The organism is Cyanobacterium aponinum PCC 10605 (genome assembly GCF_000317675.1).
GTDB lineage: Bacteria > Cyanobacteriota > Cyanobacteriia > Cyanobacteriales > Cyanobacteriaceae > PCC-10605.
The window spans coordinates 632,681-657,939 of record NC_019776.1 but is presented as its reverse complement, the minus strand read 5'-3'; the positions used below and the strand labels follow the sequence as shown (position 1 = coordinate 657,939).

At 37.8% G+C, this 25,259-nt stretch carries 36 protein-coding genes; 33 read left to right on the top strand and 3 right to left on the bottom strand.

The genetic code is table 11. The features are described 5' to 3' along the window. The first annotated feature begins 129 nt into the window (after positions 1-129). Both bicA and CYAN10605_RS02690 read left to right on the top strand, forming a co-directional pair. Positions 130-1,815 carry a bicarbonate transporter BicA gene (bicA, locus tag CYAN10605_RS02695; RefSeq protein WP_015218403.1) on the top strand — a complete coding sequence of 562 codons (1,686 nt, stop codon included), beginning with the start codon at positions 130-132 and terminating at the stop codon, positions 1,813-1,815. A gap of 254 nt (positions 1,816-2,069) precedes the next feature. Continuing rightward, positions 2,070-3,449, top strand: a complete 1,380-nt coding sequence (locus CYAN10605_RS02690) for a cation:proton antiporter (protein ID WP_015218402.1) — start codon at positions 2,070-2,072, stop codon at positions 3,447-3,449. A gap of 435 nt (positions 3,450-3,884) precedes the next feature. Here the strand turns inward: CYAN10605_RS02690 and CYAN10605_RS02685 are convergent, their stop codons facing one another. The 3 genes from CYAN10605_RS02685 to CYAN10605_RS02675 are packed head-to-tail and all read right to left on the bottom strand — an operon-like array spanning position 3,885 to position 7,541. After that, positions 3,885-4,604 carry an SOS response-associated peptidase gene (locus CYAN10605_RS02685; protein WP_015218401.1) on the bottom strand — a complete coding sequence of 240 codons (720 nt, stop codon included), beginning with the start codon at positions 4,602-4,604 and terminating at the stop codon, positions 3,885-3,887. Positions 4,605-4,609: 5 nt separating this feature from the next. After that, positions 4,610-4,927 carry a YbjQ family protein gene (locus tag CYAN10605_RS02680; protein WP_015218400.1) on the bottom strand — a complete coding sequence of 106 codons (318 nt, stop codon included), beginning with the start codon at positions 4,925-4,927 and terminating at the stop codon, positions 4,610-4,612. 1 nt (position 4,928) lies between these two features. Then, complete coding sequence (locus tag CYAN10605_RS02675; RefSeq protein WP_015218399.1) at positions 4,929-7,541, bottom strand: hypothetical protein; 2,613 nt, start codon at positions 7,539-7,541, stop codon at positions 4,929-4,931. Between the two features lie 491 nt (positions 7,542-8,032). On the opposite strand from CYAN10605_RS02675, the gene rplC reads away from it, so the two are divergent. From rplC to CYAN10605_RS02525, 31 genes are all read left to right on the top strand, one after another. Next, on the top strand, positions 8,033-8,713 hold the full coding sequence (rplC, locus tag CYAN10605_RS02670; RefSeq protein ID WP_015218398.1) for a 50S ribosomal protein L3: 681 nt from the start codon (positions 8,033-8,035) through the stop codon (positions 8,711-8,713). A gap of 46 nt (positions 8,714-8,759) precedes the next feature. After that, complete coding sequence (gene rplD / locus CYAN10605_RS02665) at positions 8,760-9,395, top strand: 50S ribosomal protein L4 (RefSeq protein ID WP_015218397.1); 636 nt, start codon at positions 8,760-8,762, stop codon at positions 9,393-9,395. Beyond that, complete coding sequence (locus CYAN10605_RS02660) at positions 9,385-9,723, top strand: 50S ribosomal protein L23 (protein ID WP_015218396.1); 339 nt, start codon at positions 9,385-9,387, stop codon at positions 9,721-9,723. The genes rplD and CYAN10605_RS02660 overlap by 11 nt, the downstream gene beginning before the upstream one ends. A gap of 65 nt (positions 9,724-9,788) precedes the next feature. Continuing rightward, entirely contained in the window at positions 9,789-10,631 is an 843-nt protein-coding gene (gene rplB / locus CYAN10605_RS02655; protein ID WP_015218395.1) for a 50S ribosomal protein L2, read from the top strand. Between the two features lie 42 nt (positions 10,632-10,673). Further along, entirely contained in the window at positions 10,674-10,952 is a 279-nt protein-coding gene (rpsS, locus tag CYAN10605_RS02650; RefSeq protein ID WP_015218394.1) for a 30S ribosomal protein S19, read from the top strand. 105 nt (positions 10,953-11,057) lie between these two features. Beyond that, on the top strand, positions 11,058-11,411 hold the full coding sequence (gene rplV / locus CYAN10605_RS02645; RefSeq protein ID WP_041922623.1) for a 50S ribosomal protein L22: 354 nt from the start codon (positions 11,058-11,060) through the stop codon (positions 11,409-11,411). Between the two features lie 29 nt (positions 11,412-11,440). Then, on the top strand, positions 11,441-12,163 hold the full coding sequence (rpsC, locus tag CYAN10605_RS02640) for a 30S ribosomal protein S3 (protein ID WP_015218392.1): 723 nt from the start codon (positions 11,441-11,443) through the stop codon (positions 12,161-12,163). 116 nt (positions 12,164-12,279) lie between these two features. Next, positions 12,280-12,696: a 50S ribosomal protein L16 gene (rplP, locus tag CYAN10605_RS02635; protein WP_015218391.1), complete on the top strand. Its 417-nt coding sequence runs from the start codon at positions 12,280-12,282 to the stop codon at positions 12,694-12,696. 3 nt (positions 12,697-12,699) lie between these two features. Continuing rightward, complete coding sequence (gene rpmC / locus CYAN10605_RS02630) at positions 12,700-12,933, top strand: 50S ribosomal protein L29 (RefSeq protein ID WP_015218390.1); 234 nt, start codon at positions 12,700-12,702, stop codon at positions 12,931-12,933. A 12-nt stretch (positions 12,934-12,945) separates the two neighbouring features. Then, entirely contained in the window at positions 12,946-13,194 is a 249-nt protein-coding gene (rpsQ, locus tag CYAN10605_RS02625) for a 30S ribosomal protein S17 (protein ID WP_015218389.1), read from the top strand. A gap of 87 nt (positions 13,195-13,281) precedes the next feature. Continuing rightward, the gene (rplN, locus tag CYAN10605_RS02620; RefSeq protein ID WP_015218388.1) at positions 13,282-13,650 is read left to right on the top strand and encodes a 50S ribosomal protein L14; all 369 of its coding nucleotides are present in this window, start codon (positions 13,282-13,284) and stop codon (positions 13,648-13,650) included. Positions 13,651-13,653: 3 nt separating this feature from the next. Then, positions 13,654-14,010, top strand: coding sequence for a 50S ribosomal protein L24 (gene rplX / locus CYAN10605_RS02615; RefSeq protein WP_015218387.1), 357 nt, complete (start codon positions 13,654-13,656; stop codon positions 14,008-14,010). Between the two features lie 65 nt (positions 14,011-14,075). Next, positions 14,076-14,618, top strand: a complete 543-nt coding sequence (rplE, locus tag CYAN10605_RS02610) for a 50S ribosomal protein L5 (protein WP_015218386.1) — start codon at positions 14,076-14,078, stop codon at positions 14,616-14,618. Positions 14,619-14,645: 27 nt separating this feature from the next. After that, on the top strand, positions 14,646-15,047 hold the full coding sequence (gene rpsH, locus CYAN10605_RS02605; RefSeq protein ID WP_015218385.1) for a 30S ribosomal protein S8: 402 nt from the start codon (positions 14,646-14,648) through the stop codon (positions 15,045-15,047). Positions 15,048-15,092: 45 nt separating this feature from the next. Then, on the top strand, positions 15,093-15,632 hold the full coding sequence (rplF, locus tag CYAN10605_RS02600) for a 50S ribosomal protein L6 (protein ID WP_015218384.1): 540 nt from the start codon (positions 15,093-15,095) through the stop codon (positions 15,630-15,632). A 2-nt stretch (positions 15,633-15,634) separates the two neighbouring features. After that, entirely contained in the window at positions 15,635-16,003 is a 369-nt protein-coding gene (gene rplR, locus CYAN10605_RS02595) for a 50S ribosomal protein L18 (RefSeq protein ID WP_015218383.1), read from the top strand. An 11-nt stretch (positions 16,004-16,014) separates the two neighbouring features. Then, on the top strand, positions 16,015-16,554 hold the full coding sequence (rpsE, locus tag CYAN10605_RS02590) for a 30S ribosomal protein S5 (RefSeq protein ID WP_015218382.1): 540 nt from the start codon (positions 16,015-16,017) through the stop codon (positions 16,552-16,554). Positions 16,555-16,582: 28 nt separating this feature from the next. Further along, the gene (gene rplO, locus CYAN10605_RS02585) at positions 16,583-17,056 is read left to right on the top strand and encodes a 50S ribosomal protein L15 (RefSeq protein ID WP_015218381.1); all 474 of its coding nucleotides are present in this window, start codon (positions 16,583-16,585) and stop codon (positions 17,054-17,056) included. Between the two features lie 186 nt (positions 17,057-17,242). After that, on the top strand, positions 17,243-18,556 hold the full coding sequence (gene secY / locus CYAN10605_RS02580) for a preprotein translocase subunit SecY (RefSeq protein ID WP_015218380.1): 1,314 nt from the start codon (positions 17,243-17,245) through the stop codon (positions 18,554-18,556). 110 nt (positions 18,557-18,666) lie between these two features. Next, entirely contained in the window at positions 18,667-19,221 is a 555-nt protein-coding gene (locus tag CYAN10605_RS02575; protein ID WP_015218379.1) for an adenylate kinase, read from the top strand. Between the two features lie 138 nt (positions 19,222-19,359). Continuing rightward, positions 19,360-19,587: a translation initiation factor IF-1 gene (infA, locus tag CYAN10605_RS02570; protein ID WP_015218378.1), complete on the top strand. Its 228-nt coding sequence runs from the start codon at positions 19,360-19,362 to the stop codon at positions 19,585-19,587. 146 nt (positions 19,588-19,733) lie between these two features. Next, positions 19,734-19,847, top strand: a complete 114-nt coding sequence (rpmJ, locus tag CYAN10605_RS18040; protein ID WP_015218377.1) for a 50S ribosomal protein L36 — start codon at positions 19,734-19,736, stop codon at positions 19,845-19,847. A gap of 87 nt (positions 19,848-19,934) precedes the next feature. Further along, positions 19,935-20,315: a 30S ribosomal protein S13 gene (rpsM, locus tag CYAN10605_RS02565; RefSeq protein WP_015218376.1), complete on the top strand. Its 381-nt coding sequence runs from the start codon at positions 19,935-19,937 to the stop codon at positions 20,313-20,315. Positions 20,316-20,447: 132 nt separating this feature from the next. Then, the gene (gene rpsK, locus CYAN10605_RS02560; RefSeq protein WP_015218375.1) at positions 20,448-20,840 is read left to right on the top strand and encodes a 30S ribosomal protein S11; all 393 of its coding nucleotides are present in this window, start codon (positions 20,448-20,450) and stop codon (positions 20,838-20,840) included. A 109-nt stretch (positions 20,841-20,949) separates the two neighbouring features. Beyond that, positions 20,950-21,939, top strand: coding sequence for a DNA-directed RNA polymerase subunit alpha (locus CYAN10605_RS02555; RefSeq protein ID WP_041922409.1), 990 nt, complete (start codon positions 20,950-20,952; stop codon positions 21,937-21,939). Between the two features lie 260 nt (positions 21,940-22,199). After that, entirely contained in the window at positions 22,200-22,550 is a 351-nt protein-coding gene (gene rplQ, locus CYAN10605_RS02550) for a 50S ribosomal protein L17 (protein ID WP_015218373.1), read from the top strand. Positions 22,551-22,571: 21 nt separating this feature from the next. Further along, positions 22,572-23,396 carry a tRNA pseudouridine(38-40) synthase TruA gene (gene truA / locus CYAN10605_RS02545; RefSeq protein ID WP_015218372.1) on the top strand — a complete coding sequence of 275 codons (825 nt, stop codon included), beginning with the start codon at positions 22,572-22,574 and terminating at the stop codon, positions 23,394-23,396. An 18-nt stretch (positions 23,397-23,414) separates the two neighbouring features. After that, positions 23,415-23,870: a 50S ribosomal protein L13 gene (gene rplM / locus CYAN10605_RS02540; RefSeq protein WP_015218371.1), complete on the top strand. Its 456-nt coding sequence runs from the start codon at positions 23,415-23,417 to the stop codon at positions 23,868-23,870. Further along, entirely contained in the window at positions 23,870-24,268 is a 399-nt protein-coding gene (rpsI, locus tag CYAN10605_RS02535) for a 30S ribosomal protein S9 (protein ID WP_015218370.1), read from the top strand. The genes rplM and rpsI overlap by 1 nt, the downstream gene beginning before the upstream one ends. Before the next feature lie 172 nt (positions 24,269-24,440). Beyond that, positions 24,441-24,677: a 50S ribosomal protein L31 gene (rpmE, locus tag CYAN10605_RS02530; protein ID WP_015218369.1), complete on the top strand. Its 237-nt coding sequence runs from the start codon at positions 24,441-24,443 to the stop codon at positions 24,675-24,677. Between the two features lie 111 nt (positions 24,678-24,788). Further along, positions 24,789-25,058, top strand: a complete 270-nt coding sequence (locus tag CYAN10605_RS02525) for an urease subunit beta (RefSeq protein WP_015218368.1) — start codon at positions 24,789-24,791, stop codon at positions 25,056-25,058. Positions 25,059-25,259 lie beyond the last annotated feature (201 nt).

Genomic DNA, 25,259 nt, shown 5'->3' with positions numbered 1-25,259 from the left:
ATTTAATCTTACTTTTCATTTCCTTTCTTTTGTTTTAAGATACTCGTATTGATTTTTTTCTATTTTAACTATAATTGCATTGATGCGAATCTATGAAATCATAGATTAATAACTAAAGAGGAAAACTAAATGCAAATAACTAATAAAATACATTTTCGAAATTTACAAGGTGATATATTTGGTGGCTTAACAGCGGCGGTTATCGCTTTGCCGATGGCTTTAGCTTTCGGTATTGCTTCTGGTGCAGGAGCTTCGGCTGGTTTATGGGGTGCTGTATTAGTAGGATTCTTTGCCGCTTTATTTGGTGGTACTCCTACTTTAATCTCAGAGCCGACAGGTCCGATGACTGTGGTTATGACTGCTGTAATTGCTAATTTTGCTACTCAAGAAAATGGGATGGCGATCGCGTTTACGGTAGTGATGATGGCAGGATGCTTTCAAATTCTATTCGGGTTTTTGAAGTTGGGTAAATATGTCACCATGATGCCCTATACGGTGATTTCTGGCTTTATGTCAGGGATTGGGATAATATTAATTATCTTGCAAACCGCACCGTTTTTAGGTCAAGCTAACCCCAAAGGTGGCGTTATAGGTACTATTCAAAGCCTTCCTAACTTAATTTCCAATACCAACCCGTTAGAAACCATTTTAGCGGTGTTGACTGTCGTAATTCTTTACGTTGTTCCATCTCGCTATAGAAGAGTTGTACCTCCTCAACTATTAGCTTTAATTCTTGGTACGGTAGTTTCCATCATTTTCTTTGGAGATGCGGATATTCGTCGTATTGGTGAAATTCCCACTGGTTTTCCTGAGTTACAAGTACCTACTATCGATGCCTCTCAATTCCAAAAAATGGTATTTGATGCCATGGTTTTAGGGATGTTGGGTTGTATCGATGCTTTGTTAACTTCTGTTGTGGCAGATAGTTTGACTCGTACCGAACACGATTCTAACAAAGAGTTAATCGGACAGGGTCTAGGTAACTTATTCTCTGGTTTATTTGGTGGTATTGCTGGTGCGGGAGCAACAATGGGTACAGTTGTAAATATTCAAACAGGTGGACGTACTGCTTTATCTGGTTTGACTCGTGCCTTTGTTTTATTTATCATCGTTGTTTGGGCAGCCCCTTTAACTTCTAGTATTCCTTTAGCAGTATTAGCAGGGATTGCCTTAAAAGTTGGTATCAATATTATGGACTGGGGCTTCTTGAGAAGGGTTCATAAAATTTCTTGGAAAGCAACAGCAATTGTTTACACTGTTATCGCTTTAACGGTATTCGTTGATTTAATGGTTGCAGTGGGTGTTGGTGTCTTTATTGCTAACATTATGACCATTGAAAAATTATCGGAATTACGTTCTAAATCAGTGAAAATGGTCAGTACCGCCGATGATGAAATCACTTTAAGTCCCGAAGAAAAACAAGTGTTGGATTTAGCTGGAGGTCGTGTACTATTATTCCATTTAGATGGTCCTATGATTTTTGGTGTAGCCAAGGCTATTTCCCGTGAACATAACGCTATCTCTAACTACGATGTTTTAATTGTTGATTTAAGCCAAGTGCCTTTACTAGGTGTTACTTCTTCCCTTGCTTTAGAAAATGCTATTCAAGAGGCAGTGGATAATAACCATGAAGTGTTTATCGTGGGTGCTACGGGTAAAGTCAGAAGTCGTTTGGAAAAACTTGGTATTGCTGGTTTAATTCCTGAATATCACTGGATGAGCGATCGCCTCTTAGCCTTACAAGAAGGTTTAAATATTGTCAGGGAGAAACAGAGTACTGATATTGATGTTGATCCTTCTCTTTCCAAAATTTAGGTTTTTAGGGTGTTAGGAATTGAGGGGATTTAGGAAGGAATTAGGATTTTTCCATGTTTATTTTTGTCTTTATGGTTGACAATACTCACTCTAAAAAAAGTATTGCTAACTAAAAGTTGACAATTAAATTATAAATTGCTGTTCTTGATTGGACTAATTTGTTTTTTTCAAAGCACTTAGTCACACAGGTAACGGTTAGCTTTGTGTTACCTAATTTACTAACATTAACCATTTCTTATCAATCAATAATCATGATGCTCAACTTTTCTGTATCAAATTTATTTTTTGCAACGGCAACAGAAGCCGATAAAGCTCCCTTGGTTTTAACAGGAGTTTTACTTACTCTCGCTATTATTTATATCACCAGCAAATTAGGTGGTGAGTTATCCCGTTTAGTTAATCTTCCTCCTGTTTTAGGGGAATTAGTGGGGGGTGTAATAGTAGGAGTTTCTGCCCTTAATCTGGTGGTTTTTCCCGAAACCAGTGAAGCTAGTACCTCACAAATCATGAATTTTTTGCAGTTTTTCACTCCCATGAATCCAGAGTTTCTCTCAGAAGTATTTGCTTCTCAGAGTGAAGTTATCTCGGTTTTAGCAGAGTTAGGAGTAGTAGTTTTATTATTTGAAATTGGTTTAGAATCTGATTTAAGAGAACTAAAATCCGTTGGTTATCAAGCTGCGATCGTAGCTGTAGTGGGTGTGGTTGCACCTTTTGCTTTAGGCACAGTAGGCTTAATTTACTTTTTCCATTTTCCCACTATTCCCGCTATTTTTGCAGGGGCGGCTTTAACCGCTACCAGTATCGGCATTACTTCTAAGGTGTTGTCAGAGTTGGGTTATTTAAAAGCCAAAGAAGGACAAATTATTGTCGGGGCGGCGGTAATTGATGATGTTTTAGGTATTATTGTTTTAGCGGTAGTAGCTAGTTTGGCAAAAACTGGAGAAGTTAATCTGACTCAAGTTATTCTCTTAATTGTTAGTGCCTCTGCTTTCCTTATTGGTTCAATTTTACTCGGTAAATTCTTTAATCAATCCTTCATGGCGATCGCAGATAAGCTAAAAACTAGAGGTAATCTGGTGATTCCTGCTTTCACCTTTGCTTTATTAATGGCATTTTTAGCCAACGTTATTCACTTAGAAGCGATTTTAGGGGCTTTTGCCGCAGGATTAGTATTAGATGAAACCGATAAACGTAAGGAATTAGATAAGCAAGTTATTCCCATTGCTGATGTAATTGTACCTGTTTTCTTCGTGACCGTTGGTGCTAGGGTTGATTTAAGTGTACTTAATCCTCTTATTCCCGAAAATAGAGCAGGACTTGCGATCGCATCTTTCTTAATTGTGGTAGCAATTATTGGTAAAGTTATTACAGGATGGGCAGTATTTGGACAACCTAATATTAATCGTTTAGCCATTGGTATCGGTATGATACCCAGAGGAGAAGTGGGGTTAGTATTTGCAGGTATTGGTTCAACCAGTGGCGTATTAAGCAAACCCTTAGAAGCGGCTATTATCATCATGGTCATTTTAACTACCTTCTTAGCACCACCTTTATTAAAATTAGTCTTGAAGAAACCTGAAACAGGAGTTCCAACAACCGATAACTCTGTTAAGGAATTAGCTTCAACTAAATAATTATATGAGTAGGGGTTGAATAATATTCACCCCTTAATATAAATCCTAATGCTTCTTCATCTTTAAATAAGTACTATATTACCTCCGTTGAATGTAAGAATGTAGAGTTGTTGTTGGTTTAAAGTGTCGGATAACAGGTTTCAGACTTTAATTAATTACTAATTATTAATTATTTTGTCTCTATCACTTTGAGTATATAAATTATTGATTAGGCTAGGCAAAAGGCAATTATTAAATAATAGTTTATGAACTTTTAGTTTTTATTTTACTATAAACACGATTAAACAAAAGTTATAGAACTTATTTTTATAAATTTATCATAACTACACTCTGAAGAGCCATTCTTTATGACATCTTGAAAACAAAGTTATTTTAAAATTAAATATTTATATTTATATGAAAATAAAGACTAATTATATTAGAAATTTTTTTCAATTAAAATAAACTTAATTGTTTACTAACTTTTTCTGGTTCGAGCAACTCAGGATAATTATTTTTAACTGAATTAACCGCTTCATTAATAGGATAAAAATGTAAGTTATCTTCCAAATTAGACTGTAAAATCTCTGATAATAAATTTGGATCTTGAATGCTTTTGTCTAACCAAATTTGATAAGCACATTTCTTCAAAATAATTGGCATTCGAGGATGAATTTCTGCCATAATTCCCCTTGCTTGAGTATTAATAATTGTTGCACTTTCAATAATTTCGCCTGTAGGAGATTGCCACTTTTCCCATAATCCCGCAAAAGCAAATACTTCTTTATTAGTCTTATAAAATAAAAGAGGATTTTTACCATAAACTTCTCGATTCCACTCATAAAAACCATTCGCAGGAATCAAACATCTTCGTTGAGAAAAAGCCTGTTTAAAAGAAGGCTTTACTCCTAAAGTTTCTAACCTAGCATTGATCAAATTTGATGAATTTTTACTATTTTTTGCCCAAGAAGGAATTAATCCCCAATGAAGAAAACAGGATTTCCATTTGTTATTTTCAGAAAGAGGATTTAATGAAGATTCTTCTTCTCCTAAAATCGCCAGTATTTTTTGAGTAGGTGCTATATTGTAACTGGGAGAAAAAATGGGACAACTCCCCAAAGAAAAAGTTTTTTTAATGGAAACAGAAGAAACAGAGAGAACGAATCTACCGCACATGATTTCTAGGATTTTATATTTTTAAAGCCGTTACCATAAACAATAATTTCAACTCCCCCAACAACCACTGTGGGATGACAAATTTTAACCCCTATAACTCCATCGTAACCTTTTTGTTTTGCTTCTTCATCTAATAGTTTTAATGCTTCTTTTAGTGCATTTTGAATTAAACTCTCATAATGAGTCATTTTACCCCCAGTAACGTTTTTGATGTTTTCAAAAAAATCTTTTGCTGCATTAGTCGCTCTAACAACAACTACCGTCATCAATTCTCCTACTTCTATTTGAGAATTATTAATTTGATGATCTAAAGCAATCAACATTTTACTTACCCTCTTTATTTTTTTTGCTATTTATTTTTGACAATCCTAATTTTATCAAATTTATAGGATTAAATATGATTAACAAGAAATAAATGATAGTTAATAATACTAATAGTGCTAATACGGATACAATCAACAATTTATATATAGAAATACCATAGTTATCTGCTATTAATCTTAAAGGTATTTCTCCAGTTATAATCTCTTTAATTGGGATAAATACTTTCCCCCAAAAGGTATTATTGTTTTTCCAATAATTTATTGCTTTTTGTACATTACTACTATTTACAATGCTGTTAAGAGTATCTTTATCTTTCAAAAGACTAGAATAGTCAGACAAAAATTTAATAAATATTTTTTTATCATCATTAGTTAATCTTGATATATAGTTTTCTACATCAATTAAGTATTCATATTGAAAATCCTGAGAAAAAGTTATCAATTCGCTCTTAAATAATTTTTGCCAAAGGTAAATTGAATCATTAATATTTTCACTATTTGTAGTTAAATCATTCAAAATAAAATTAATAGATATTTTTCGATTATTATCTAATAACAAATTTATCAACTTTTTCTGTTGAGCATTACTTATTTGATTTGCAAGTGAACTTATTTTTGATAAATAATCTATATTAAAATCAGAATTAAAGTTAATTAATTTACTGTCATATATAGTTTGCCAAAAATCTAAAGATTTTTTCATATCCGCACTTTTAGCTAAATCATTCAAAACAAATTTTTCGTTAATAACCTGCTTATCATTGAGTAATAAAGAAATAAGTTTATTATCTTCATCTTGGCTAAATTTATTTAAATATTGACCAACAATCGATAAATATTTTTGACTAATATCAGGAGTAAAAGATAACAAATTAATGCTATATACTTTCTCCCAAAATTTGAATAATTTTTTAATGTCAGCACTATTTACTAAATCCTGAAGAATAAATTTTTTATTGATAGAATTTTGAGGATTATCTAATAAAAGAGCAATCATTTTGTTTTTCTCCTCTTGTGTTGATTGATTTAAGTAGTTAGCAAGCCGTGTTAAATAACTTCGATCATTTTGACTACTAATTAAAGCCAGATCGTTTTTTGGTATCGTGTTGAAAAGTATTTTCAGAGACGCAATGTCTAGGTTGGCTAATTTACATATAATTGTATTGTCTTGTAGTGACAAAAGCTCATGTAGCAGACTTGGTGTGATGCTTTTGGGGTCAATAAGTTTATATAATTCCAAATTTATAACTTTGCCTAAGTCTTTTCCTGCTACATCAGCATAATCTGTAAGATATATGAGATTATACTTCTTCTTATCATCATTAAGAGTAAGTATTTCCCAATACGGGGAGGGTATAGATAAGCCCTTTTCCAGAGTCCCATTTTCAATCGCTTCTATTATCTCCCGTTGAGACATATTATATGAACTCTTATCCACTAAACTCACAATTTCATCTAAACTGTAATCTCTAACTAAATCATCGATTTTATTCACCAATGTAGAAGGCGCACTATTGCTAATCAAAGACAGCAATTTTTGATATTTTCTGGCAAAATCCTGCCATTGTTGATAAATATCACTAGCAATCTGTGTACTAATAGCTTCAACAGTTTCAGGTTTGAGTATATCTTTTATAATACCTTTTGTTTCATCTTTGATGCTATTTTTTGTTTCTGGGGCTTTGAGTTGCTTTGCTATTTCAGGTAACGGACCATTTCGAGAAGCCTCAATAAGTGTCCACGCTGTGTCACTTATAATCAAACTTCCACCAACAATCTCTCCCACACCCGGAGCTAATAAGAATGCAAAACGACCAGCAATTCTCTCAGCTATACCACCTAATATTCTTCTTGTTATTTGCTTTCCAAACTTCCTGACAACTTGCGTGGTGATAATTAAAGCGACTCCTCCAATGGCGAATTTCTCTGACGAAACTAGATTTTCTGTAACTTCTAAATTTTTTATCCGATCTTGTTTTATGTCTTGAACTTTATTTGTTTCTTCTGTCACTTGTGCAACAATGGACTGAGGATATTTGTTACCTAAGTATTTCACTAAACATTCTACACCCTGTTCTGTGGAATAGTAAATTTGTTTTTCAAGTTTCTTGCTAAAACTATCTGCTATGTCTTCTGACAATTGTGCGAAACTTTTTTTCAGGGCTTGATTTTCCTCAAAGGCAAGTTTGAAAACCTCTTCAATTAATTCTTGTGCTTGTGATTTATTAAAATTACTTGTTAGTTTTTTTAGCCAAGTTTTTTCTTCCTGTAGTTTTTTTGTAGCTTGGCTAACAGCTTGATCTATTGTTTCATCAATTTTTAATTTATTCCATTGTTCTTTGACTAATTTATCAATATCTAATTCTTTTCCTTCTTGTATAGAACCGGAAACAATGCTTTTCAGTTTAGGATATATGTCCTCTTTTTCTAAATTTTGACACTGGGAAATGAGAAGTTCTGTTTCTTGTGTATTACTACTTGCCTCTGCATTTAACTCTAGTGCGTAAACAGTGGATGTATTAAGGTAAAAGCAAACGATAAGTAAATAGCTAACAAACTTAATCAAATTTTTGGAAAAGAAACGCAAGAAAGATTTAGAAGTTGAAAAAAGCATTACAAAAAAAGATTACAAAAAACAAGATATTACAATTGTTGTCTCCCGTCATTGTAACAGTCTTATCTCGTACAACAACGTTAATTTTTGAAAACAAGAAGTTAATATTTCTGACAAAATGCAAAAAAAGGTAATTAACTCTTGCGTTATTCGTCACTGATGACCTATAATGATTATTTGTGACTAAAAGTACATAAAATTAGTCTCTCAAAGATACTGAGGTAAAAAAAGACTTTTCACCAAGTCCTACCTTAAGTCTATTGAGTGTAAAGACTATATCTGATCTAATACTTAGATTGGTAATTGATTACAACAGTCTGCTAACAAATCAGTAATCAACAAAGACAGTAACTTAAAATGCCTCTGTCATGACAACTCGGTTAATTAATCCTTGATTTAGCCAGAGTAATTATATGCCAGAGAAGAAAATACTGCTCTTGAATTGATACAAGATCTATCCTGTAGTTTAGAAATATAGAGGGATAAATCCCGTGAGCTTAGGCGTACTCGGTACAAAGCTAGGCATGACCACTGTTTTTGACCCTGAAACAGGAAACGCAATCCCTGTAACAGTTATTCAAGCAGGTCCATGTCGAGTAACTCAAATTAAAACACCAGAAAAAGACGGTTATACCGCTTTACAGATAGGATACGACGAGTTACCAGATCGTAAACGTACCTTAAACACAAAAGAACCTAGAGAAATTAATAAATATCTCACCAGTCCTGAAGCTGGTCACTTAGCGACAAAAGGACTTCCTGCATTACGTCATTTGAAAGAATATCGTCTCGATGATGTTTCTGGTTATGAACTAGGACAAACCATCGGTGCTGATTTATTCTCTGAAGGGCAGTTAGTTGATGTAGGTGGTAAAACCATCGGTAGAGGTTTTGCTGGTTATCAAAAGCGTCATAACTTCAAAAGAGGTAATATGACTCACGGTTCTAAAAACCATCGTTTACCCGGTTCAACTGGTGCGGGTACAACCCCCGGACGTACTTACCCTGGTAAAAGAATGGCGGGACGTTATGGTAACACTCAAATTAAAGTCCGTAAATTAACTGTAGTCAAAATTGATTCTGAACGCAATTTAATCTTAGTTAAAGGATCAATCCCCGGTAAACCCGGAAACTTAGTTAGCGTAACTCCTGCAACCATTGTGGGTCAATAGTAAACTAACTAAATCGGCGTAGAATATAACACTTAATTAAAATATTATGGTTAATTGTGTAGTCAAAAATTGGCAAGGAGAGCAAGTAGGTGAAACTACTTTAGAGATGAAAGTCGCTAAAGCAGAAAACGCCGAACATATTGTTCATCGTGCCTTAGTTCGTCAACTACATAATCAGCGTCAGGGTACTGTTTCCTCTAAAACTAGAGCAGAAGTTAGAGGGGGTGGGCGTAAACCCTGGAGGCAAAAAGGAACTGGTAGAGCAAGAGCTGGTTCGATCCGATCGCCCCTTTGGCGTGGTGGTGGTGTCATCTTTGGACCTAAACCCAGAGATTTCGACATGAAAATGAACCGCAAGGAAAGAAAATTAGCCATCAGAACCGCTTTTATGGATCGTGTGGAAGATTTAATCGTGGTGGAAAACTTCGATCAAATTGCAACCCCGAAAACCAAAGAAGTAGTATCTGCCCTCACTCGTTGGGGTGTGGAAGAGGATGCAAAAGTTTTGATCGTTGTAAATGATTCTATCCCCGAAAATCTCTACTTATCAGCTCGTAATTTGCCCACCGTCAAAATGATTAAACACGATTGTTTGAATGTTTATGATATTTTGTACGCTGACAAAATTGTAGCTACCTCTGAGGCAATAACCAAAATACAGGAGGTTTACTGTGGCGAATAGCAGATACGGAAAAACAACCAAAGTCAGAAAAACTACTGCTGAACTTGCTGATATTGTCATCCGTCCCATTGTGACTGAAAAAGCCACCTATATGATGGAAGATAATAAGTATGTTTTTGAAGTAGTTAAAACATCAACCAAACCAGAAATCAGAGCTGCTATCGAGAGCTTATTTGATGTAAAGGTGGTCAAAGTTAACACCATGAATCAACCCCGTAAACAACGTCGTGTTGGTCAAAATGTTGGCTACAAACCCCAGTACAAAAAAGCGATCGTTACGTTAGCAGAAGGTGATTCTCTGCAAAGCACATTTTTCCCTGATTTATAATTCCCCTCTGGAATTAGTCAAGAAAAGGGATTTGCTCATCGCCAATATAATTAATTAATGGAACTATGGGTGTTCGTACATATAGACCATATACACCGGGTAGAAGACAAGCGGTATCTTCCGACTTTTCGGAAATTACCAAAAGTACTCCGGAAAAATCACTAACTAAATATATTCATCGTAAAAAAGGTCGTAACAACCGAGGAGTAATTACCTCTCGTCATCGTGGCGGTGGTCATAAAAAACTCTATCGTATTATCGACTTTAAAAGAGATAAGCGAGACATCAAAGCTGAAGTCTTAGCCATCGAATACGATCCTAACCGTAACGCTCGTATTGCCTTAGTGCAGTATGAAGACGGTGAAAAAAGATATATCCTCGCCCCCGCAGGAATCCAAGTTGGTGCAACTATCATCGCCAGTGAAACTGCACCTTATGAAATTGGAAACGCTTTACCCCTTGAAAAAATTCCCCTCGGTACAGAAGTTCACAACATTGAACTCACCAGAGGTAAAGGTGGTCAAATCGTCCGTGCGGCTGGTGGTTTTGCTCAATTAATGGCAAAAGATGGGGACTATGTTACTCTCAGACTTCCTTCTAAAGAAGTACGTATGGTGCGTAAAGAATGTTATGCCACCATTGGTAGAGTCGGTAACATCGAAGCCAGAAACCTCAAATTGGGTAAAGCGGGTAAGAGTCGTCATTTAGGTATCAGACCTCATGTCCGAGGAAGCGCAATGAACCCTTGCGATCACCCTCACGGTGGTGGAGAAGGACGTGCGCCTATTGGTCGTTCTGGTCCCGTTTCTCCTTGGGGACAACCTGCATTAGGTAAGAAAACCCGTAAGAAGAAAAAACTCAGCAATAAATACATTGTTCGCCGTCGTAATGCTGGTAAAGGCAAGTAAATTAAGTCTGAGAGCTTAACCGCAAAATAGGGAAAAAAATTCATGAGTCGTTCACTGAAAAAAGGGCCTTTTGTTGCCGACAGCTTACTCTCCAAAATTGAAAAATTGAACAGTAAAGGAGATAAGCAAGTAGTTAAAACTTGGTCAAGAGCCTCTACTATTATTCCCCAAATGATTGGTCACACTATTGCTGTTCATAATGGCCGTCAACACGTTCCTATCTTTATCACTGATCAAATGGTAGGACACAAGTTAGGGGAATTTGCACCTACTCGTACATTTCGTGGTCACGCAAAAAGTGACAAGAAAGCGAAACGTTAAGAGTTTTGGTTAACTGACTAGGGACATAGTTGACTGAAATAACAATCAGGTCATCTATTAACTATCAACCATCAATTAATAACTATGGCTAAATCTAAGACAAATATTGAGGTAGATACCTCCCAAGAAGTAAAAGCGATCGCCCGTTATATCAGAATGTCACCTTTCAAGGTGAGACGGGTATTGAATCAAATTCGTGGGCGTAGCTATCGAGAAGCCTTAATCCTCCTCGAATTTATGCCCTACCGTGCTTGTGAGCCAATTGTTAAAGTCCTTCGCTCTGCTGTAGCTAATGCAGAACATAATCAAGGCTTAGATCCCAATGACCTAGTCATTTCTCAAGCCTTTGCTGACGGTGGACCTACCTTAAAGCGCTACCGTCCTAGAGCGCAGGGTCGTGCTTATCAAATCCGTAAGCGCACCTGTCATATTACTGTGGCAGTAGCTCCAATGGCATAGTCAACCCGCACTTATTCAATAAAGATAACATGGGACAAAAAGTACATCCAATTGGTTTTCGACTCGGTATTACCAAAGAACACTCTTCTTGCTGGTATGCCGATAAAAGAAATTACCCGAAACTTCTTCAAGAAGATCACAAAATTCGTCAGTACATTGACAAAAATCTAGCTAATGCTAGTATTGCTGATGTCAAAATTGAGCGTAAAGCAGATCAAATAGACCTTTCTATCCATACCGCTCGTCCGGGGGTAGTTGTGGGAAAAGGTGGTCAGGGTATTGAAAAAATACGTACTGACTTACAAGCTCTCCTCAAGAATCAGCGTCAGTTCAGAGTTAATGTAATTGAAGTAACTAACGTTGATGCTAGTGCCGCTTTAATGGCAGAGTTTTTAACTTCACAATTAGAAAGACGTGTTTCTTTCCGTCGTGTGGTCAGACAAGCCATTCAAAGAGCCCAAAAAGCAGAGGTGTTAGGGATCAAAATTCAAGTGAGTGGTCGTCTCAACGGTGCTGAAATTGCCCGTACTGAGTGGATTAGAGAGGGTCGTGTTCCTCTTCATACCCTAAGAGCTGACATTGACTATTCTTACAAAACCGCTAGTACTATCTACGGTATTTTAGGGGTAAAAGTTTGGATTTTTAAAGGTGAAATCATCCCTGGTGAAGAAAACTTGAATCTCACTGCTAATCGCAACAAACCCTCACGGAAAAAACCCCGTCGTCAGAAATTTGAGGATCGCTCTGAATAGTTAACAGGCAAAAGGCAAAAGGCAAGAGGCAAAGGTAATAGAAGAAACTCTAAAGCCTAAAACCTAATACCTAAAGTCTAAAACCTAATACCTAATACAATCATTAACTAGAAATCATGTTAAGTCCAAGAAGAACTAAATTCCGAAAACAACATCGGGGCAGAATGAAAGGGAATGCCTACCGTGGTAATTCCATTAATTTCGGTGATTTTGCACTTCAGGCGATCGAACCTTGTTGGATTACATCCCGCCAAATTGAAGCCGCAAGACGGGCTATTACCCGTTATGTTCGCAGAGGCGGTAAACTTTGGATTCGTGTCTTTCCTGATAAACCCGTTACTATGCGTCCTGCTGAAACCCGTATGGGTTCTGGTAAAGGTAATCCCGAATTTTGGGTCGCCGTAGTCAAACCCGGTCGCATCATGTTTGAAATTGCTGGTATTCCCGAAGCAACCGCCAGAGAAGCTATGCGTTTAGCGGCTCAAAAATTACCCATTAAGACCAAATTTGTTACCAGAGCGGAGGAATACTAAATTATGGCTTATAGAAGCATTGCCGAAGCAAGAAACTTAAGCGATGAGGAGTTAACTGCAGAAATTACTTCTGCAAAACAAAAACTTTTTCAACTAAGACTTGCTCAAACCACTGGACGTTTAGAAAAACCCCATGAGTTCAAGCACACCAGACGCTGGGTTGCTCAATTGCTCACCATCCAGACTGAACGTCAAAAAGGAATTGTCAGAAAAACCACTAGCAACATCGGCGCATAGGAGTAAAAATTAATGGCAGTAAAAGAAAGAGTGGGGGTAGTTGTCAGCAACAAAATGGATAAAACCGCAGTAGTTGCTGTTGAAAACCGTTCCCCTCACCCCAAATACCGCAAAATTGTCGTTAAAACGAAAAAATACAAAGCTCACGACGAGCAGAACCAATGTTTAGAAGGCGATCGCGTGAGAATCAGAGAAACTCGTCCTCTCAGCAAAACCAAACGTTGGGAAATCGCTGAAATAATTAGTCGTAAAGCTCTATAGGGGTTGAAACCAGTTCAGCCTTCTTAGGTTGAAAAATAGGACAAATAATCATTTTCACCCTCTCATTTAAACCATTAGTAAACGACCATGATTCAACAACAAAGTTATCTCAATGTAGCTGATAACAGTGGTGCTCGTAAGATTATGTGCTTAAGGGTTTTATCCACTGGTAACTGTACCTACGGAGGCATTGGAGATGTTATTATCGCCGTAGTGAAAGACGCCATCCCTAACATGGCTGTAAAAAAATCCGATATTGTCCGTGCGGTTATTGTAAGAACTAAACATTCTTTACGCCGTGAGAGCGGTATGAGCATTCGTTTTGATGACAATGCCGCCGTGATTATTAACAAAGACAACAACCCCAGAGGAACTCGTGTGTTCGGTCCTGTAGCTCGTGAGTTACGTGACAAAAACTTCACCAAAATTATTTCTCTGGCACCGGAGGTAATTTAATCCATGAGATCATTAAAAACAAGCAAACAAAAACCCGCCCGTTATAAAATGCACGTCAAAAAAGGTGACACCGTGCAAGTAATCTCTGGTAAAGACAAGGGTAAAGTGGGTGAAATTCTTCAAGCTATTCCTAGTGACAGTACTGTTATTGTTAAAGGAGTAAATATTAGAACTAAACACCAAAAACCTCGTCAAGAAGGAGAATCTGGGCAAATAGTTACCTACGAAGCTCCTATTCATAGTTCTAAAGTGATGCTTTATTCTGAAAAGGAAAAAGTAGCTAGTCGCATTAACTATGTGATCACAGAAGAAGGCAAAAAAGTAAGAAAACTGAAAAAAACAGGCGAAATTATCGACTAATTGTCAGTTAATTTTTGTCAATAAGCTCTTTAACGGTTTATCTATCAATATCAATTAATACCGTAATGTCCAAATTAAAAACTTACTATCAAGAGACAATTGTTCCAAAATTAAAAGAACAGTTTGGGTACACCAACATTCACCAAGTACCTAAAGTAACTAAAGTTGTTATTAACCGAGGTTTAGGGGAAGCATCACAGAATGCTAAAGCACTGGAGTCGTCTCTGAGTGAACTAGCTGTGATTACCGGACAAAAACCCGTTGTTACCCGTGCTAAAAAGGCGATCGCTGGTTTCAAAATTCGTCAAGGAATGCCTGTAGGGGCAATGGTGACACTCAGAAGCGATAAAATGTACGCTTTCTTAGAGCGTTTAATCAACCTTTCCCTCCCCCGAATCCGTGACTTTCGAGGCATTAGTCCCAAAAGTTTTGACGGTAGAGGCAACTATAGCTTAGGTGTTAAGGAACAACTCATCTTTCCTGAGATTGAGTATGATTCCATTGATCAAATTCGTGGTTTTGATATTTCCATCATTACCACCGCTAACACCGATGAGGAAGGACGCGCATTACTCAAAGAAATGGGTATGCCCTTTCGTGATAAATAATGGAAGTACAAGAGGAAGAAAAAAAGAATGCCAGCACACGACACTATTTCAGATATGCTGACTCGTATTCGTAACGCTTGTGCGGTACGTCATTCCACCGTTGCTATTCCTAGTACGAGAATGACCCGTAATATCGCCGATGTACTCAAAGAAGAAGGATTCATTGGTGGTTATGAAGAAGTAGGCGAAGGAGTCAAGAAGAATATCGTTGTTTCCTTAAAATATAAAGGAAGAAACCGTCAACCCGTAATTCATAACATTCGCCGAGTAAGCACCCCCGGTTTAAGGGTTTACAGCAAGAAAAAAGACTTACCCAGAGTCTTAGGCGGTATTGGCGTAGCCATTATTTCCACCTCTAGCGGTATCATGACCGATCGAGAGGCAAGAAAACAAGGCATTGGCGGTGAAATCCTTTGCTACGTTTGGTAAGAGTCGAATATTAACTGTCCATTATCAATTATCAATTAACAAATCATGTCTCGTATTGGAAAACGTCCTATCACGATACCAGCCAAAGTAGAGGTGACTATTGACGGGCAATTAGTTCAAGTCAAAGGACCTAAAGGTGATTTATCAAGAACCTTACCAGCTTTGGTAACTCTCACTCAAGAGGGACAAGAAATCAAAGTAGTTCGGGATAACGATTCCCGTAAAGCCAGAGAAAGACATGGATTATGTCGTACTTTGGTGGATAACATGATCCAAGGCGTTAGCCAAGGATTCGAGAAAAAACTAGAAATTCAAGGGGTTGGTTATCGGGCTCAAGCTCAAGGGTCAAAACTTACTCTTAACGTGGGTTATTCTAAGCCAGTAGAAATGGAAATGCCTCAGGGTATCTCCGTTGCCGTCAATAACAATACTGAAGTTGTTGTTTCTGGTATTGATAAAGAATTAGTGGGAAATGTTGCCGCTAAAATTCGTGCCGTTCGTCCCCCTGAAGTATATAAAGGCAAAGGTATTCGCTACTCTGGTGAATATGTAAGACGTAAAGTAGGTAAAGCAGGTAAGAAATAACCATGACCATTAATCGTAAAAATCTCGTTAAGCGTCGTCATTTACGCATCCGGAAAAAAGTTCAAGGTACCCCTGAGCGTCCTCGGTTAGCAGTTTTCCGCTCTAACTTTCACATCTACGCTCAAATCATTGACGATGTGGCTCAACATACCTTAGTTGCGGCTTCTACCCTTGATAAAGAGTTAAGAGAAAAATTAAAAGATGCTTCCACTTCTAATTGTGATGCGTCAGCAGAAGTTGGTAAATTAATCGCTCAAAGAGCTTTATCTAAAGGCATTGATAAAGTGGTATTCGATCGCGGTGGTAATCTTTATCACGGACGAGTAAAAGCCCTTGCTGATGCCGCTCGTGAATCAGGTCTTAACTTCTAAAGGTATTTATTATGGCAAAAGAACAAGAACGCAAAGGCAAACAAAGAAAACGTAATAAGGAAAAAAAAGACAACTCTTGGCAAGAAAGAGTAGTACAAATTCGCCGAGTTAGTAAGGTTGTGAAAGGGGGTAAAAAACTTAGCTTCCGTGCGATCGTAGTTGTCGGTAACGAAAAAGGACAAGTGGGCGTAGGTGTTGGTAAAGCAGGAGATGTTATCAACGCTGTGCGTAAAGCCGTTTCTGACGGTAAAAAACATATTGTTAACGTTAACATTAATAAATCTAACTCCATTACTCACGTTAGTACTGGTATGGCTGGAGGAGCTCAAGTATTTATGCGTCCCGCCGCTCCTGGTACTGGGGTAATTGCTGGGGGTGCAGTTCGTACTGTATTAGAGTTAGCTGGTATTAAAAATATCTTGGCAAAACAACAGGGATCTAATAACCCTTTAAACAACGCAAGAGCGGCAATTAATGCCCTTCAACAAATTCGTAGTTTCTCCTCTGTTGCCAAAGAAAGAGATATTCCTTTAGAACAAATTTTCTCCTAAACAGTCTTAATCATACTTTGCGATTATTATGAAACTTCATCAAATAGCGCCTAATCCCAAATCTAAAAAACGTCGTCGCCGTATCGGTAGAGGTATTTCTGCTGGACAAGGTGCCAGTGGCGGTTTTGGGATGAGAGGTCAAAAATCTCGTTCTGGTACAGGTACTAAACCGGGGTTTGAAGGGGGTCAAATGCCTCTTTATCGCCGTGTACCTAAATTAAAACACTTTAAAATCATCAATCCTAAGCATTTCACCATTATCAACGTGGAGAAGTTGGCTAATTTAGCTCCTAATACCGAAGTAACTTTAGAGTCTTTAATGGAACACGGTATTGTTACTGCTAATGATGGTCCTTTGAAAATCTTAGGTAATGGCGAGCTTAACGTTGCTTTAAATGTTAAAGCAGCCGCTTGGAGTAAATCTGCCCAAGCAAAAATTGAGGCAGCAGGTGGTTCTATCACCTCTACTACCCCTAAAACTGAATCAGGCAATAATGACTAATTAATGTCAAGATAGTAGTACCAAGAAGAGAACAGGGAACAGGGAACAGATTAGAGGTAGAGTTGAATATATAGCAGTTGCGAAAACTTAGCTCTGAACCCCGAACTCCTAACCCAGTCAATACCTGTTCATCGTTCATTATTCATCATCAATTGTTAATTATTCACTATCAGTATTAATTAAGTCATGGTTGTTAGTAGAGAAAAAACTCCAACCGCCCAAGAAACTTTTTTGCAGATGGCTCAAGCCGCAGGGTTACGCAGTCGTTTACTGATAACTCTGGGTTTACTTATCCTAGTGAGACTTGGTATTTATATTCCAGTTCCGGGTATAGATAGAGATGCTTTTGCGGCGGCAATTCAAAATCTTCCCTTTTTAGGGTTCTTAGACATCTTCACTGGGGGAGGTTTAAGCACTATTGGGATCTTCGCTCTAGGTATTTTACCCTACATCAATGCTTCTATTATTATGCAGTTGATGACTTCGGCTGTACCTGCTTTAGAAGATTTACAGAAAAATGAGGGTGAAATGGGACGTAGAAAAATCGCCCAAATTACTCGTTATGTTGCTTTAGGATGGGCAATTATCCAAAGTACTGGGGTGACAGTAGGTCTGTTGCGTCCTTACGCTTTAAATGATAGTCCTTGGTTTGTTGTTGAAACTGTATTGGCTATTACCGCAGGATCTATGTTTGTGATGTGGATTTCCGAGGTAATTACCGAGAGAGGTCTGGGTAATGGAGCTTCCTTATTGATTTTTGTCAATATCGTGGCGGTGTTACCTCAAACTTTAGCTAATACTATTGACTACGCTCAAACTGGAGGTCGTCAGGCGATCGCACAAGTGACAATCCTTGTCTTAGTATTTTTAGTGATGATTGTGGGAATTGTCTTTGTACAGGAAGGAACTCGTCGCATTCCCATTATTTCTGCCCGTCGTCAGGTAGGCAGAAGACTTTATCGGGAACGTACTAGCTATTTACCATTAAGACTTAATCAGGGTGGGGTAATGCCAATTATTTTCGCTTCGGCGGTGTTGGTGTTACCTTCTTCTGTATCTGGTTTTGCAGAAAATACCGCTTTCAGTGGTGTTGTTAATCAGGTTGCTTTAGCTTTACGCCCCGGTAGCATTTGGTATGTGGTGGTTTACTCCGTGCTAATTCTCTTTTTCAGTTATTTTTATGCGTCTTTGGTATCCAACCCCGAAGATATTGCTCAAAATTTGAAGAAAATGGGAACAAGTATTCCGGGTATTCGACCTGGGAAAGCTACGGTTGCTTATTTAGAAGGAGTTTTAAATCGTTTAACCCTTCTAGGGGCGATTTTCTTAACGGTGGTTGCCACTGTACCTACTTTTGTGGAACGGGCAACGGGAGTAACTACCTTTCAAGGCTTCGGTGCGACTTCTTTACTGATTTTGGTAGGGGTTGCCATCGACACTGCGAAACAAGTTCAAACCTATGTCATCTCTCAGCGCTATGAGGGTATGGTTAAACAATAGGTGAGAGTTCAGAGTTCGAAGAGTTTGCCTTCGGCTCTTGTACTTCCTCCCGCCGTGAACGGAGTTCGGAGTTTTTTTAACCCAATTCCTAATATCTAATTATTTAGAATATGACAAAAATTATTTTTTTAGGTCCTCCGGGGTCTGGTAAGGGTACTCAAGGGGCTTTGATAGCCGAAAAACACGGTATTCCTCATATTTCCACCGGAGATATTCTCAGAGGTGCGATCGCCGCTCAAACTCCCTTGGGGGTAAAAGCTAAAAGTTATGTCGATAATGGCGATTTAGTGCCTGATGAGTTGATTCTTGACTTGATTGAAGAAAGATTAGGACAAGATGATGCTCAAAAAGGATGGATTCTCGATGGATTTCCCCGCAATGTACCTCAAGCGGAATTTTTAACGGGTTTACTCAAGAAGTTAGACCAAAATTGTGATGCAGTAGTTAACTTAGACGTGCCAAACGAGGTGATTTTGCAACGTTTGTTGGCCAGGGGCAGAAAAGATGATAACGAAGAAACTATCAATAATCGTCTTGATGTTTACCGTCAACAAACTGCTCCTCTAATTGACTATTATCAACAGAGTAATCTCTTAAAAACAGTAGATGGCGATCGCTCTATGGAGGAAATCACCGCCGAAATCACAACCATAGTTAAGTCCTAAAAAATTAATTTCTGTCAAATATGGGGTTAAAACTTTAATATTTTAGTCATTCGCTATCATATACAAGGTTTAATCTCAGAAAAAACTGTTTGATAAAATTGACAAAAATTATAGACAAAATCAAGAGGATAATTAACTATGTCTAAAAAAGACTTAATTGAAATGGAAGGGACTGTGACAGAATCACTGCCTAACGCCATGTTTAGAGTAGATTTAGATAATGGTTTCAACGTTTTAGCTCATATTGCGGGTAAAATTCGTCGTAACTACATCAAAATCTTACCGGGCGATCGCGTCAAAGTCGAACTAACTCCCTATGACTTGACCAAAGGTCGAATCACTTATCGACTTAAAGGGAAAAAATAAAAATCATTAATAAGTAAATCTAATATAAAGATCAAAAAAAGAGTAGAAATTTACTCAAAAAAGATCTTGACTTAGATCACCTATTTATGTTTGACAGAGATCCCAAATCCTGTTATAATCAAAAGCTTGCAGTGTAAACTACGATTATGAAAGTAAGAGCATCAGTTAAAAAGATTTGTGACAAATGCCGAGTTATTCGTCGTCGTGGACGAGTAATGGTTATTTGTTCCAACCCCAAACATAAACAACGTCAAGGATAAGAACTGTTAACAACAGTTTAGCTTATTGTTTAAAAAACAACCAAATTTTTTGCCAACTACAGCAAGACAAAGAAAGGAAACGAAAACATGGCTAGGATATCAGGTATTGATTTGCCTCGTGACAAACGAGTAGAGATTGGACTAACTTATTTATATGGTATTGGCTTGACCACCTCCCAAAAAATTTTAGCGGCAACAGGGGTAAATCCTGACACCAGAGTAAGAGATCTCAGCGACGAGGATGTTACCAAATTAAGAAACTACATCGAAGAAAATTACCAAATTGAAGGGGATTTGCGTCGTTTAGAAGCAATGAACATCAAACGTTTGGGTGATATTGGTACTTACAGAGGTCGTCGTCATCGTCAGGGTTTGCCTGTGCGTGGACAGAGAACCAAAACTAATGCCAGAACCCGTAGAGGACGCAGAATTGCGATCGCAGGGAAGAAAAAACCGGGTAAAAAATAAAATAAATCCCATCAAACTTAAATCTTGCCTCTGGCAGATGCAATCTTATTTGTTAACTAAAAATAACAATAAACTTACTAATTCTATTAACCACAGCAATTGAAACTAATTAGTTAAAGAGGTAAATATACCATGGCAAAACCCACCAAAAGGGGAGGACCAAAAAAACAAAAGAAAAATATCCCTAGTGGTACAGCTTATATCAAATCTACTTTTAACAATACCATTGTAACTATTACCGATACTACTGGTAACGTTATTTCTTGGGCAACTGCCGGGTCTAGTGGTTTTAAAGGAGCAAAGAAAGGAACACCTTTTGCCGCTCAGACTGCCGCTGACAGTGCCGCTCGAGTAGCAATGGATAACGGAATGAAACAAGTGGAAGTGATGGTAAGTGGTCCTGGTGCAGGACGTGAAACTGCTATCAGAGCATTACAAGGAGCAGGATTAGAAATCACTTTAATTCGTGATATTACCCCCATTCCCCACAACGGCTGTCGCCCTCCCAAAAGACGTAGAGTCTAATCAAAAAACAAACTTCGGATAATCTGCTAAGGCAAAATAAAGCCAGAAAAAAGTAAAGATTATCACCAACATCTGAAACCTGACTTCATCAACTGAGGAAATAACCACTGTGGCTGTGTTTAAAATCGACTGCGTAGCAAGTAAAACTCAAAAAAATCAAGGTCAATACGGAAAGTTTGTGCTTGAACCCTTAGAAAAAGGACAAGGCATAACTATGGGTAATTCCTTGAGACGAGTTCTTTTATCTAATTTAGAAGGTGCAGCAGTAACTGCCGTTAGAATCGCCGGTGTTAATCATGAGTTTGCTGTTGTCGAAGGGGTAAGAGAAGATGTGATGGAAATAATGCTCAATATGAAAGGGGTTATTTTCAAAAGCTATAGCGATTCTCCTCAAATTGGTCGTGTTGTAGCCACTGGTCCTTGTACCATTACTGCCGCTCAATTCGATCTCCCTTCGGAAATAGAAGTAGTTGAACCAAGTCAGTATATTTGTACTCTGGGGAAAGGTGGTAAGTTAGAGATGGAATTTCGGGTCGAGAAAGGAAAGGGTTATCGTGCTGTAGATAAAGGCAAAGATGAAAATAGTTCCCTCGACTTTTTACAAATTGATTCAGTGTTTATGCCTGTTTCAAAAGTAAACTTTGTGGCGGAAGAAATCCGTTATGAAGGAGAAATTGCTGATCGTCTGATTTTAGAAATCTGGACTAATGGTAGTATTAAGCCAGAAGAAGCCCTTTCTTCAGCATCAGAGATTTTAGTTAATCTATTCTCTCCTTTAACAGATGCCACAACAATTTCAGGACAACAGGAAGAAACAGTAGAGCCAGAAGACCCCACCAGTCAAATTCCCATCGAGGAGTTAAATTTATCTGTCCGTGCTTACAATTGTTTGAAACGGGCTCAAATTAACACTGTGGCGGATTTATTGGAATATTCTCAAGATGATTTACTCGAAATTAAAAACTTCGGTCAAAAATCAGCAGAAGAGGTTATTGAGGCTTTACAGCAACGTTTAGGAATTACTCTTGGAGAGGGTAAAATGAAAGACCCTCCGGCTGGGGAGTTGATCCAAAGTGCTGAACCTGTCACCAGTCCTTAAATTCGATAATTTATAGGTATTAAAGAATAGATTCTGATTTCACTGATTCAAGTCAAAGACTCTGGATTTGTGAAATTTAATCGTGTTTACCGAAGTTCGATGCTGAAAAAAGTAGTTACTTTAATTATCAGTTAATAATTGGTCATTAAATAACCCCGAACTCCGAACTCCAAACTCCGAACTTCAGTAATACTGGCTGAATTCAGCAACAATATTTAATTTTTAAAATTCTTAGTTTCTTAATATTTTAGGAGGAAATTATGCGTCACCGTCGTAAAGTACCTTTATTAGGCTTACCAGCTGACCAACGCAAAGCCCTTCTCCGTGCTTTAACTACCCAGTTACTCAGAGAAGGCGAAATCGTAACCACTAAGGCTCGTGCCAAAGCTGTTCGCACTACTGCGGATAAAATGATTACCTTAGCAAAAGATGGTTCTCTATCTGCTCGTCGTCAGGCTTTAGGTTATATCTATGACAAAGATTTAGTCAACGATATTTTTGCTAAAGCTACAGAGCGTTATGGAAATAGAAATGGTGGTTATACTCGTGTTGTTCGCACAAAAAGCCGCCGTGGGGATAATGCGGAAATGGCAATTATTCAATTAGTTTAATTTCTCTTTAGTCTCTGATTCATGGTTGATTCTAGTTCCACAAATAAACAACGAATTGCTTTAGTAATTCAATATGTCGGTACTAATTTTCATGGTTGGCAGAGACAGCCACACTATCGCAGTGTACAAGCAGAAATTGAAGATGCGATCGCATCTATAGTAGGACATAAAGTAACGATTTATGGAGCGGGAAGAACTGATAGTGGAGTTCATGCTTCTGCACAAGTGGCACATTTTGAAGTGTGTTCTCCCATTCCAGCACAAAAATGGGCAAAAGTTTTAAACAGTTGTTTGCCTGATGGTATCTTAATTAGAGCTTCCTCCGAAGTTGCCCCCCATTGGCACGCCTGTTTTACCGCTACTTATCGTCGTTATCGTTATACTATATATACTGGTAAAATTCCCAACCTATTTTTACAACCCTTTACTTGGCATTACTATTATCAGCCGTTAAACGAAAATTTGATGGCAGAAGCACTGAAACCCATGCTCGGACACCATGATATGAGTGCCTTTCGTCGAGCTGGTTCAAAACGTTCTCACTCTTTGCTAGAAGTACAAGAAGTTAGTTGTGTTAGATACGAACAAGATCTAATCAATATTGAAATTCAAGCTAGTGGCTTTTTATACGGCATGGTGAGACTACTGGTAGGGATGTTAGTAGAGGTTGGTGCGGGGACAAAATCCTTGACACAGTTCCAAGATATTTGGATGAATTGTCGTCGGGAAGAAGTGAAATATTCAGCCCCTGCTAAAGGATTATGTTTGTTAAGAGTAGGTTATCCCGAATTTCCCTTTCCTGAATCAGTTTGGTTCAATGCTCAACCTATTTTTACTTTTAGTTAATAAGAGTCTAAAACGAAAATGAATAAAACAATAGTTCCAGCTATAGACAGTATAGAAAAGAAATGGTATGTAGTGGATGCCGAAAACCAACGTTTAGGCAGATTAGCCACTGAAATTGCCAATGTTTTAAGAGGTAAAAACAAAGCCTCTTATACCCCCCATTTAGATACTGGGGATTACGTCATTGTGGTTAATGCAGAAAAAGTAGTTGTTACAGGCAGAAAAAGTGAACAAAAACTCTACCGTCGTCATTCTGGCCGCCCCGGTGGAATGAAAGTAGAAACTTTCGCTCAGTTACAAAAGCGTATTCCTGAAAGAATTATCGAAAAGGCTGTTAAAGGTATGTTACCTAAAAATAGCTTAGGTAGAAGTTTGTTTACAAAACTTAAAGTTTACACCGGACCTAATCACCCCCATGAGGCTCAACAGCCTGAAACTTTAACCGTTAATACTATTGCAGGAGGTAGCAAATAATGTCTAATCAAGTAGTTTATTTAGGAACGGGCCGTCGTAAAGCCTCTGTTGCTAGAGTTCGTCTTGTACCCGGCACTGGTGCAGTAAAAGTAAATAACAGAGAAGGTTCTGAGTATTTTCAGTTAATTCCTAACTATATTCAAACCTTAAAAGCACCCTTAGAAACCTTAGGGTTAGAAAATGAATATGATATTATCGTTAATGCTCATGGTGGTGGCTTAACTGGTCAATCTGATGCGGTTAAGTTAGGGGTTGCCCGTGCTTTGTGTCAGTTAGATCCTGATAATCGCCAACCTTTAAAAGCTGAAGGTTACTTAACCCGTGACCCTCGTGCAAAAGAACGTAAGAAATATGGCTTACGCAAAGCTCGTAAAGCACCTCAATTCTCTAAACGTTAATTTTTGGCAGTTTTTGCCTATTTTTTCCGATTTATCGATTAGATTCAGTTAATTTAAGTCAAGTAGGAATAGGGAATCAGTCACGGTAATGGATTTTTAGATTACACTCCAGACTCGGTGAATTATGACTCCTGACTCCTCAATCAATTTATAATTTTTAGGAGATAAAACAATGCCCAAAGAAGGAATACACCCCCAATGGTATCCTGATGCCAAAGTTATTTGTAACGGTGAAGAAGTGATGCGTGTGGGATCTACCCAACCTGAAATTAATGTAGAGGTTTGGTCTGGTAATCATCCCTTTTACACTGGTACTCAGAAAATTATTGATACGGAAGGAAGAGTCGATCGCTTCTTACGTAAGTACGGTATGCTTGGTAAGCAGGAAAAGAAAGATTCAGAAAGCTAAGACTCGTTACCAAAATAAATCGATTAAAACTCCTCACTGTTGCTTTTTGTGGGGGGTTTTCTTTTTTGGGATTAAAATATTATTGATGTATTTTATTTTATAGCTAAATATATGATACCAGGTGAAATATTTACCCCAGAAGGTTCGATCGAACTTAACCAAGGACGAGAAACCTTGAAAATTACTGTTGCCAATACAGGCGATCGCCCTATTCAAGTTGGTTCACATTTTCCCTTTGCTAAAGTTAATTCTGCTCTCAGATTCGATCGAGACAAAACCATCAGTATGCGTTTAAATATTCCAGCCGGTACTGCCATTCGTTTTGAACCAGGAGACGAGAAAGAAGTAGAATTAGTCAAAACTCAAGGAACTTATCAATAAATTGTAGTGGTATCAGCTCCTATCAATTACAGAGTCGATTCTCTGATTAATGCTCAAAAAAACTTAGTAGGGGGATTTTCCCCATTAGTTTGATTGAGTGAAATATTGATTGAAAAAATAGTTGATATTCCTCTTAGATTAAAAACTTATGTTATGAACAAAAACCCCAATTTATCAGCAAATATGGGGTCAAATGTAAAA

Coding starts and splice junctions, on each gene's coding strand:
- rplE (WP_015218386.1), top strand. CDS start 14,076: ATGTCCAAATTAAAAACTTACTATCAAGAGACAATTGTTCCAAAATTA.
- bicA (WP_015218403.1), top strand. CDS start 130: ATGCAAATAACTAATAAAATACATTTTCGAAATTTACAAGGTGATATA.
- rpmC (WP_015218390.1), top strand. CDS start 12,700: ATGGCTTATAGAAGCATTGCCGAAGCAAGAAACTTAAGCGATGAGGAG.
- rplX (WP_015218387.1), top strand. CDS start 13,654: ATGAGATCATTAAAAACAAGCAAACAAAAACCCGCCCGTTATAAAATG.
- rpsQ (WP_015218389.1), top strand. CDS start 12,946: ATGGCAGTAAAAGAAAGAGTGGGGGTAGTTGTCAGCAACAAAATGGAT.
- rpsS (WP_015218394.1), top strand. CDS start 10,674: ATGAGTCGTTCACTGAAAAAAGGGCCTTTTGTTGCCGACAGCTTACTC.
- rplQ (WP_015218373.1), top strand. CDS start 22,200: ATGCGTCACCGTCGTAAAGTACCTTTATTAGGCTTACCAGCTGACCAA.
- rpmJ (WP_015218377.1), top strand. CDS start 19,734: ATGAAAGTAAGAGCATCAGTTAAAAAGATTTGTGACAAATGCCGAGTT.
- rplF (WP_015218384.1), top strand. CDS start 15,093: ATGTCTCGTATTGGAAAACGTCCTATCACGATACCAGCCAAAGTAGAG.
- rpsI (WP_015218370.1), top strand. CDS start 23,870: ATGTCTAATCAAGTAGTTTATTTAGGAACGGGCCGTCGTAAAGCCTCT.
- rpsC (WP_015218392.1), top strand. CDS start 11,441: ATGGGACAAAAAGTACATCCAATTGGTTTTCGACTCGGTATTACCAAA.
- CYAN10605_RS02690 (WP_015218402.1), top strand. CDS start 2,070: ATGCTCAACTTTTCTGTATCAAATTTATTTTTTGCAACGGCAACAGAA.
- rpmE (WP_015218369.1), top strand. CDS start 24,441: ATGCCCAAAGAAGGAATACACCCCCAATGGTATCCTGATGCCAAAGTT.
- CYAN10605_RS02575 (WP_015218379.1), top strand. CDS start 18,667: ATGACAAAAATTATTTTTTTAGGTCCTCCGGGGTCTGGTAAGGGTACT.
- rpsK (WP_015218375.1), top strand. CDS start 20,448: ATGGCAAAACCCACCAAAAGGGGAGGACCAAAAAAACAAAAGAAAAAT.
- secY (WP_015218380.1), top strand. CDS start 17,243: ATGGTTGTTAGTAGAGAAAAAACTCCAACCGCCCAAGAAACTTTTTTG.
- rpsH (WP_015218385.1), top strand. CDS start 14,646: ATGCCAGCACACGACACTATTTCAGATATGCTGACTCGTATTCGTAAC.
- rplP (WP_015218391.1), top strand. CDS start 12,280: ATGTTAAGTCCAAGAAGAACTAAATTCCGAAAACAACATCGGGGCAGA.
- infA (WP_015218378.1), top strand. CDS start 19,360: ATGTCTAAAAAAGACTTAATTGAAATGGAAGGGACTGTGACAGAATCA.
- CYAN10605_RS02675 (WP_015218399.1), bottom strand. CDS start 7,541: ATGCTTTTTTCAACTTCTAAATCTTTCTTGCGTTTCTTTTCCAAAAAT.
- rpsE (WP_015218382.1), top strand. CDS start 16,015: ATGGCAAAAGAACAAGAACGCAAAGGCAAACAAAGAAAACGTAATAAG.
- CYAN10605_RS02685 (WP_015218401.1), bottom strand. CDS start 4,604: ATGTGCGGTAGATTCGTTCTCTCTGTTTCTTCTGTTTCCATTAAAAAA.
- rplB (WP_015218395.1), top strand. CDS start 9,789: ATGGGTGTTCGTACATATAGACCATATACACCGGGTAGAAGACAAGCG.
- rpsM (WP_015218376.1), top strand. CDS start 19,935: ATGGCTAGGATATCAGGTATTGATTTGCCTCGTGACAAACGAGTAGAG.
- rplR (WP_015218383.1), top strand. CDS start 15,635: ATGACCATTAATCGTAAAAATCTCGTTAAGCGTCGTCATTTACGCATC.
- rplD (WP_015218397.1), top strand. CDS start 8,760: ATGGTTAATTGTGTAGTCAAAAATTGGCAAGGAGAGCAAGTAGGTGAA.
- rplM (WP_015218371.1), top strand. CDS start 23,415: ATGAATAAAACAATAGTTCCAGCTATAGACAGTATAGAAAAGAAATGG.
- truA (WP_015218372.1), top strand. CDS start 22,572: ATGGTTGATTCTAGTTCCACAAATAAACAACGAATTGCTTTAGTAATT.
- CYAN10605_RS02680 (WP_015218400.1), bottom strand. CDS start 4,927: ATGTTGATTGCTTTAGATCATCAAATTAATAATTCTCAAATAGAAGTA.
- CYAN10605_RS02525 (WP_015218368.1), top strand. CDS start 24,789: ATGATACCAGGTGAAATATTTACCCCAGAAGGTTCGATCGAACTTAAC.
- rplO (WP_015218381.1), top strand. CDS start 16,583: ATGAAACTTCATCAAATAGCGCCTAATCCCAAATCTAAAAAACGTCGT.
- rplN (WP_015218388.1), top strand. CDS start 13,282: ATGATTCAACAACAAAGTTATCTCAATGTAGCTGATAACAGTGGTGCT.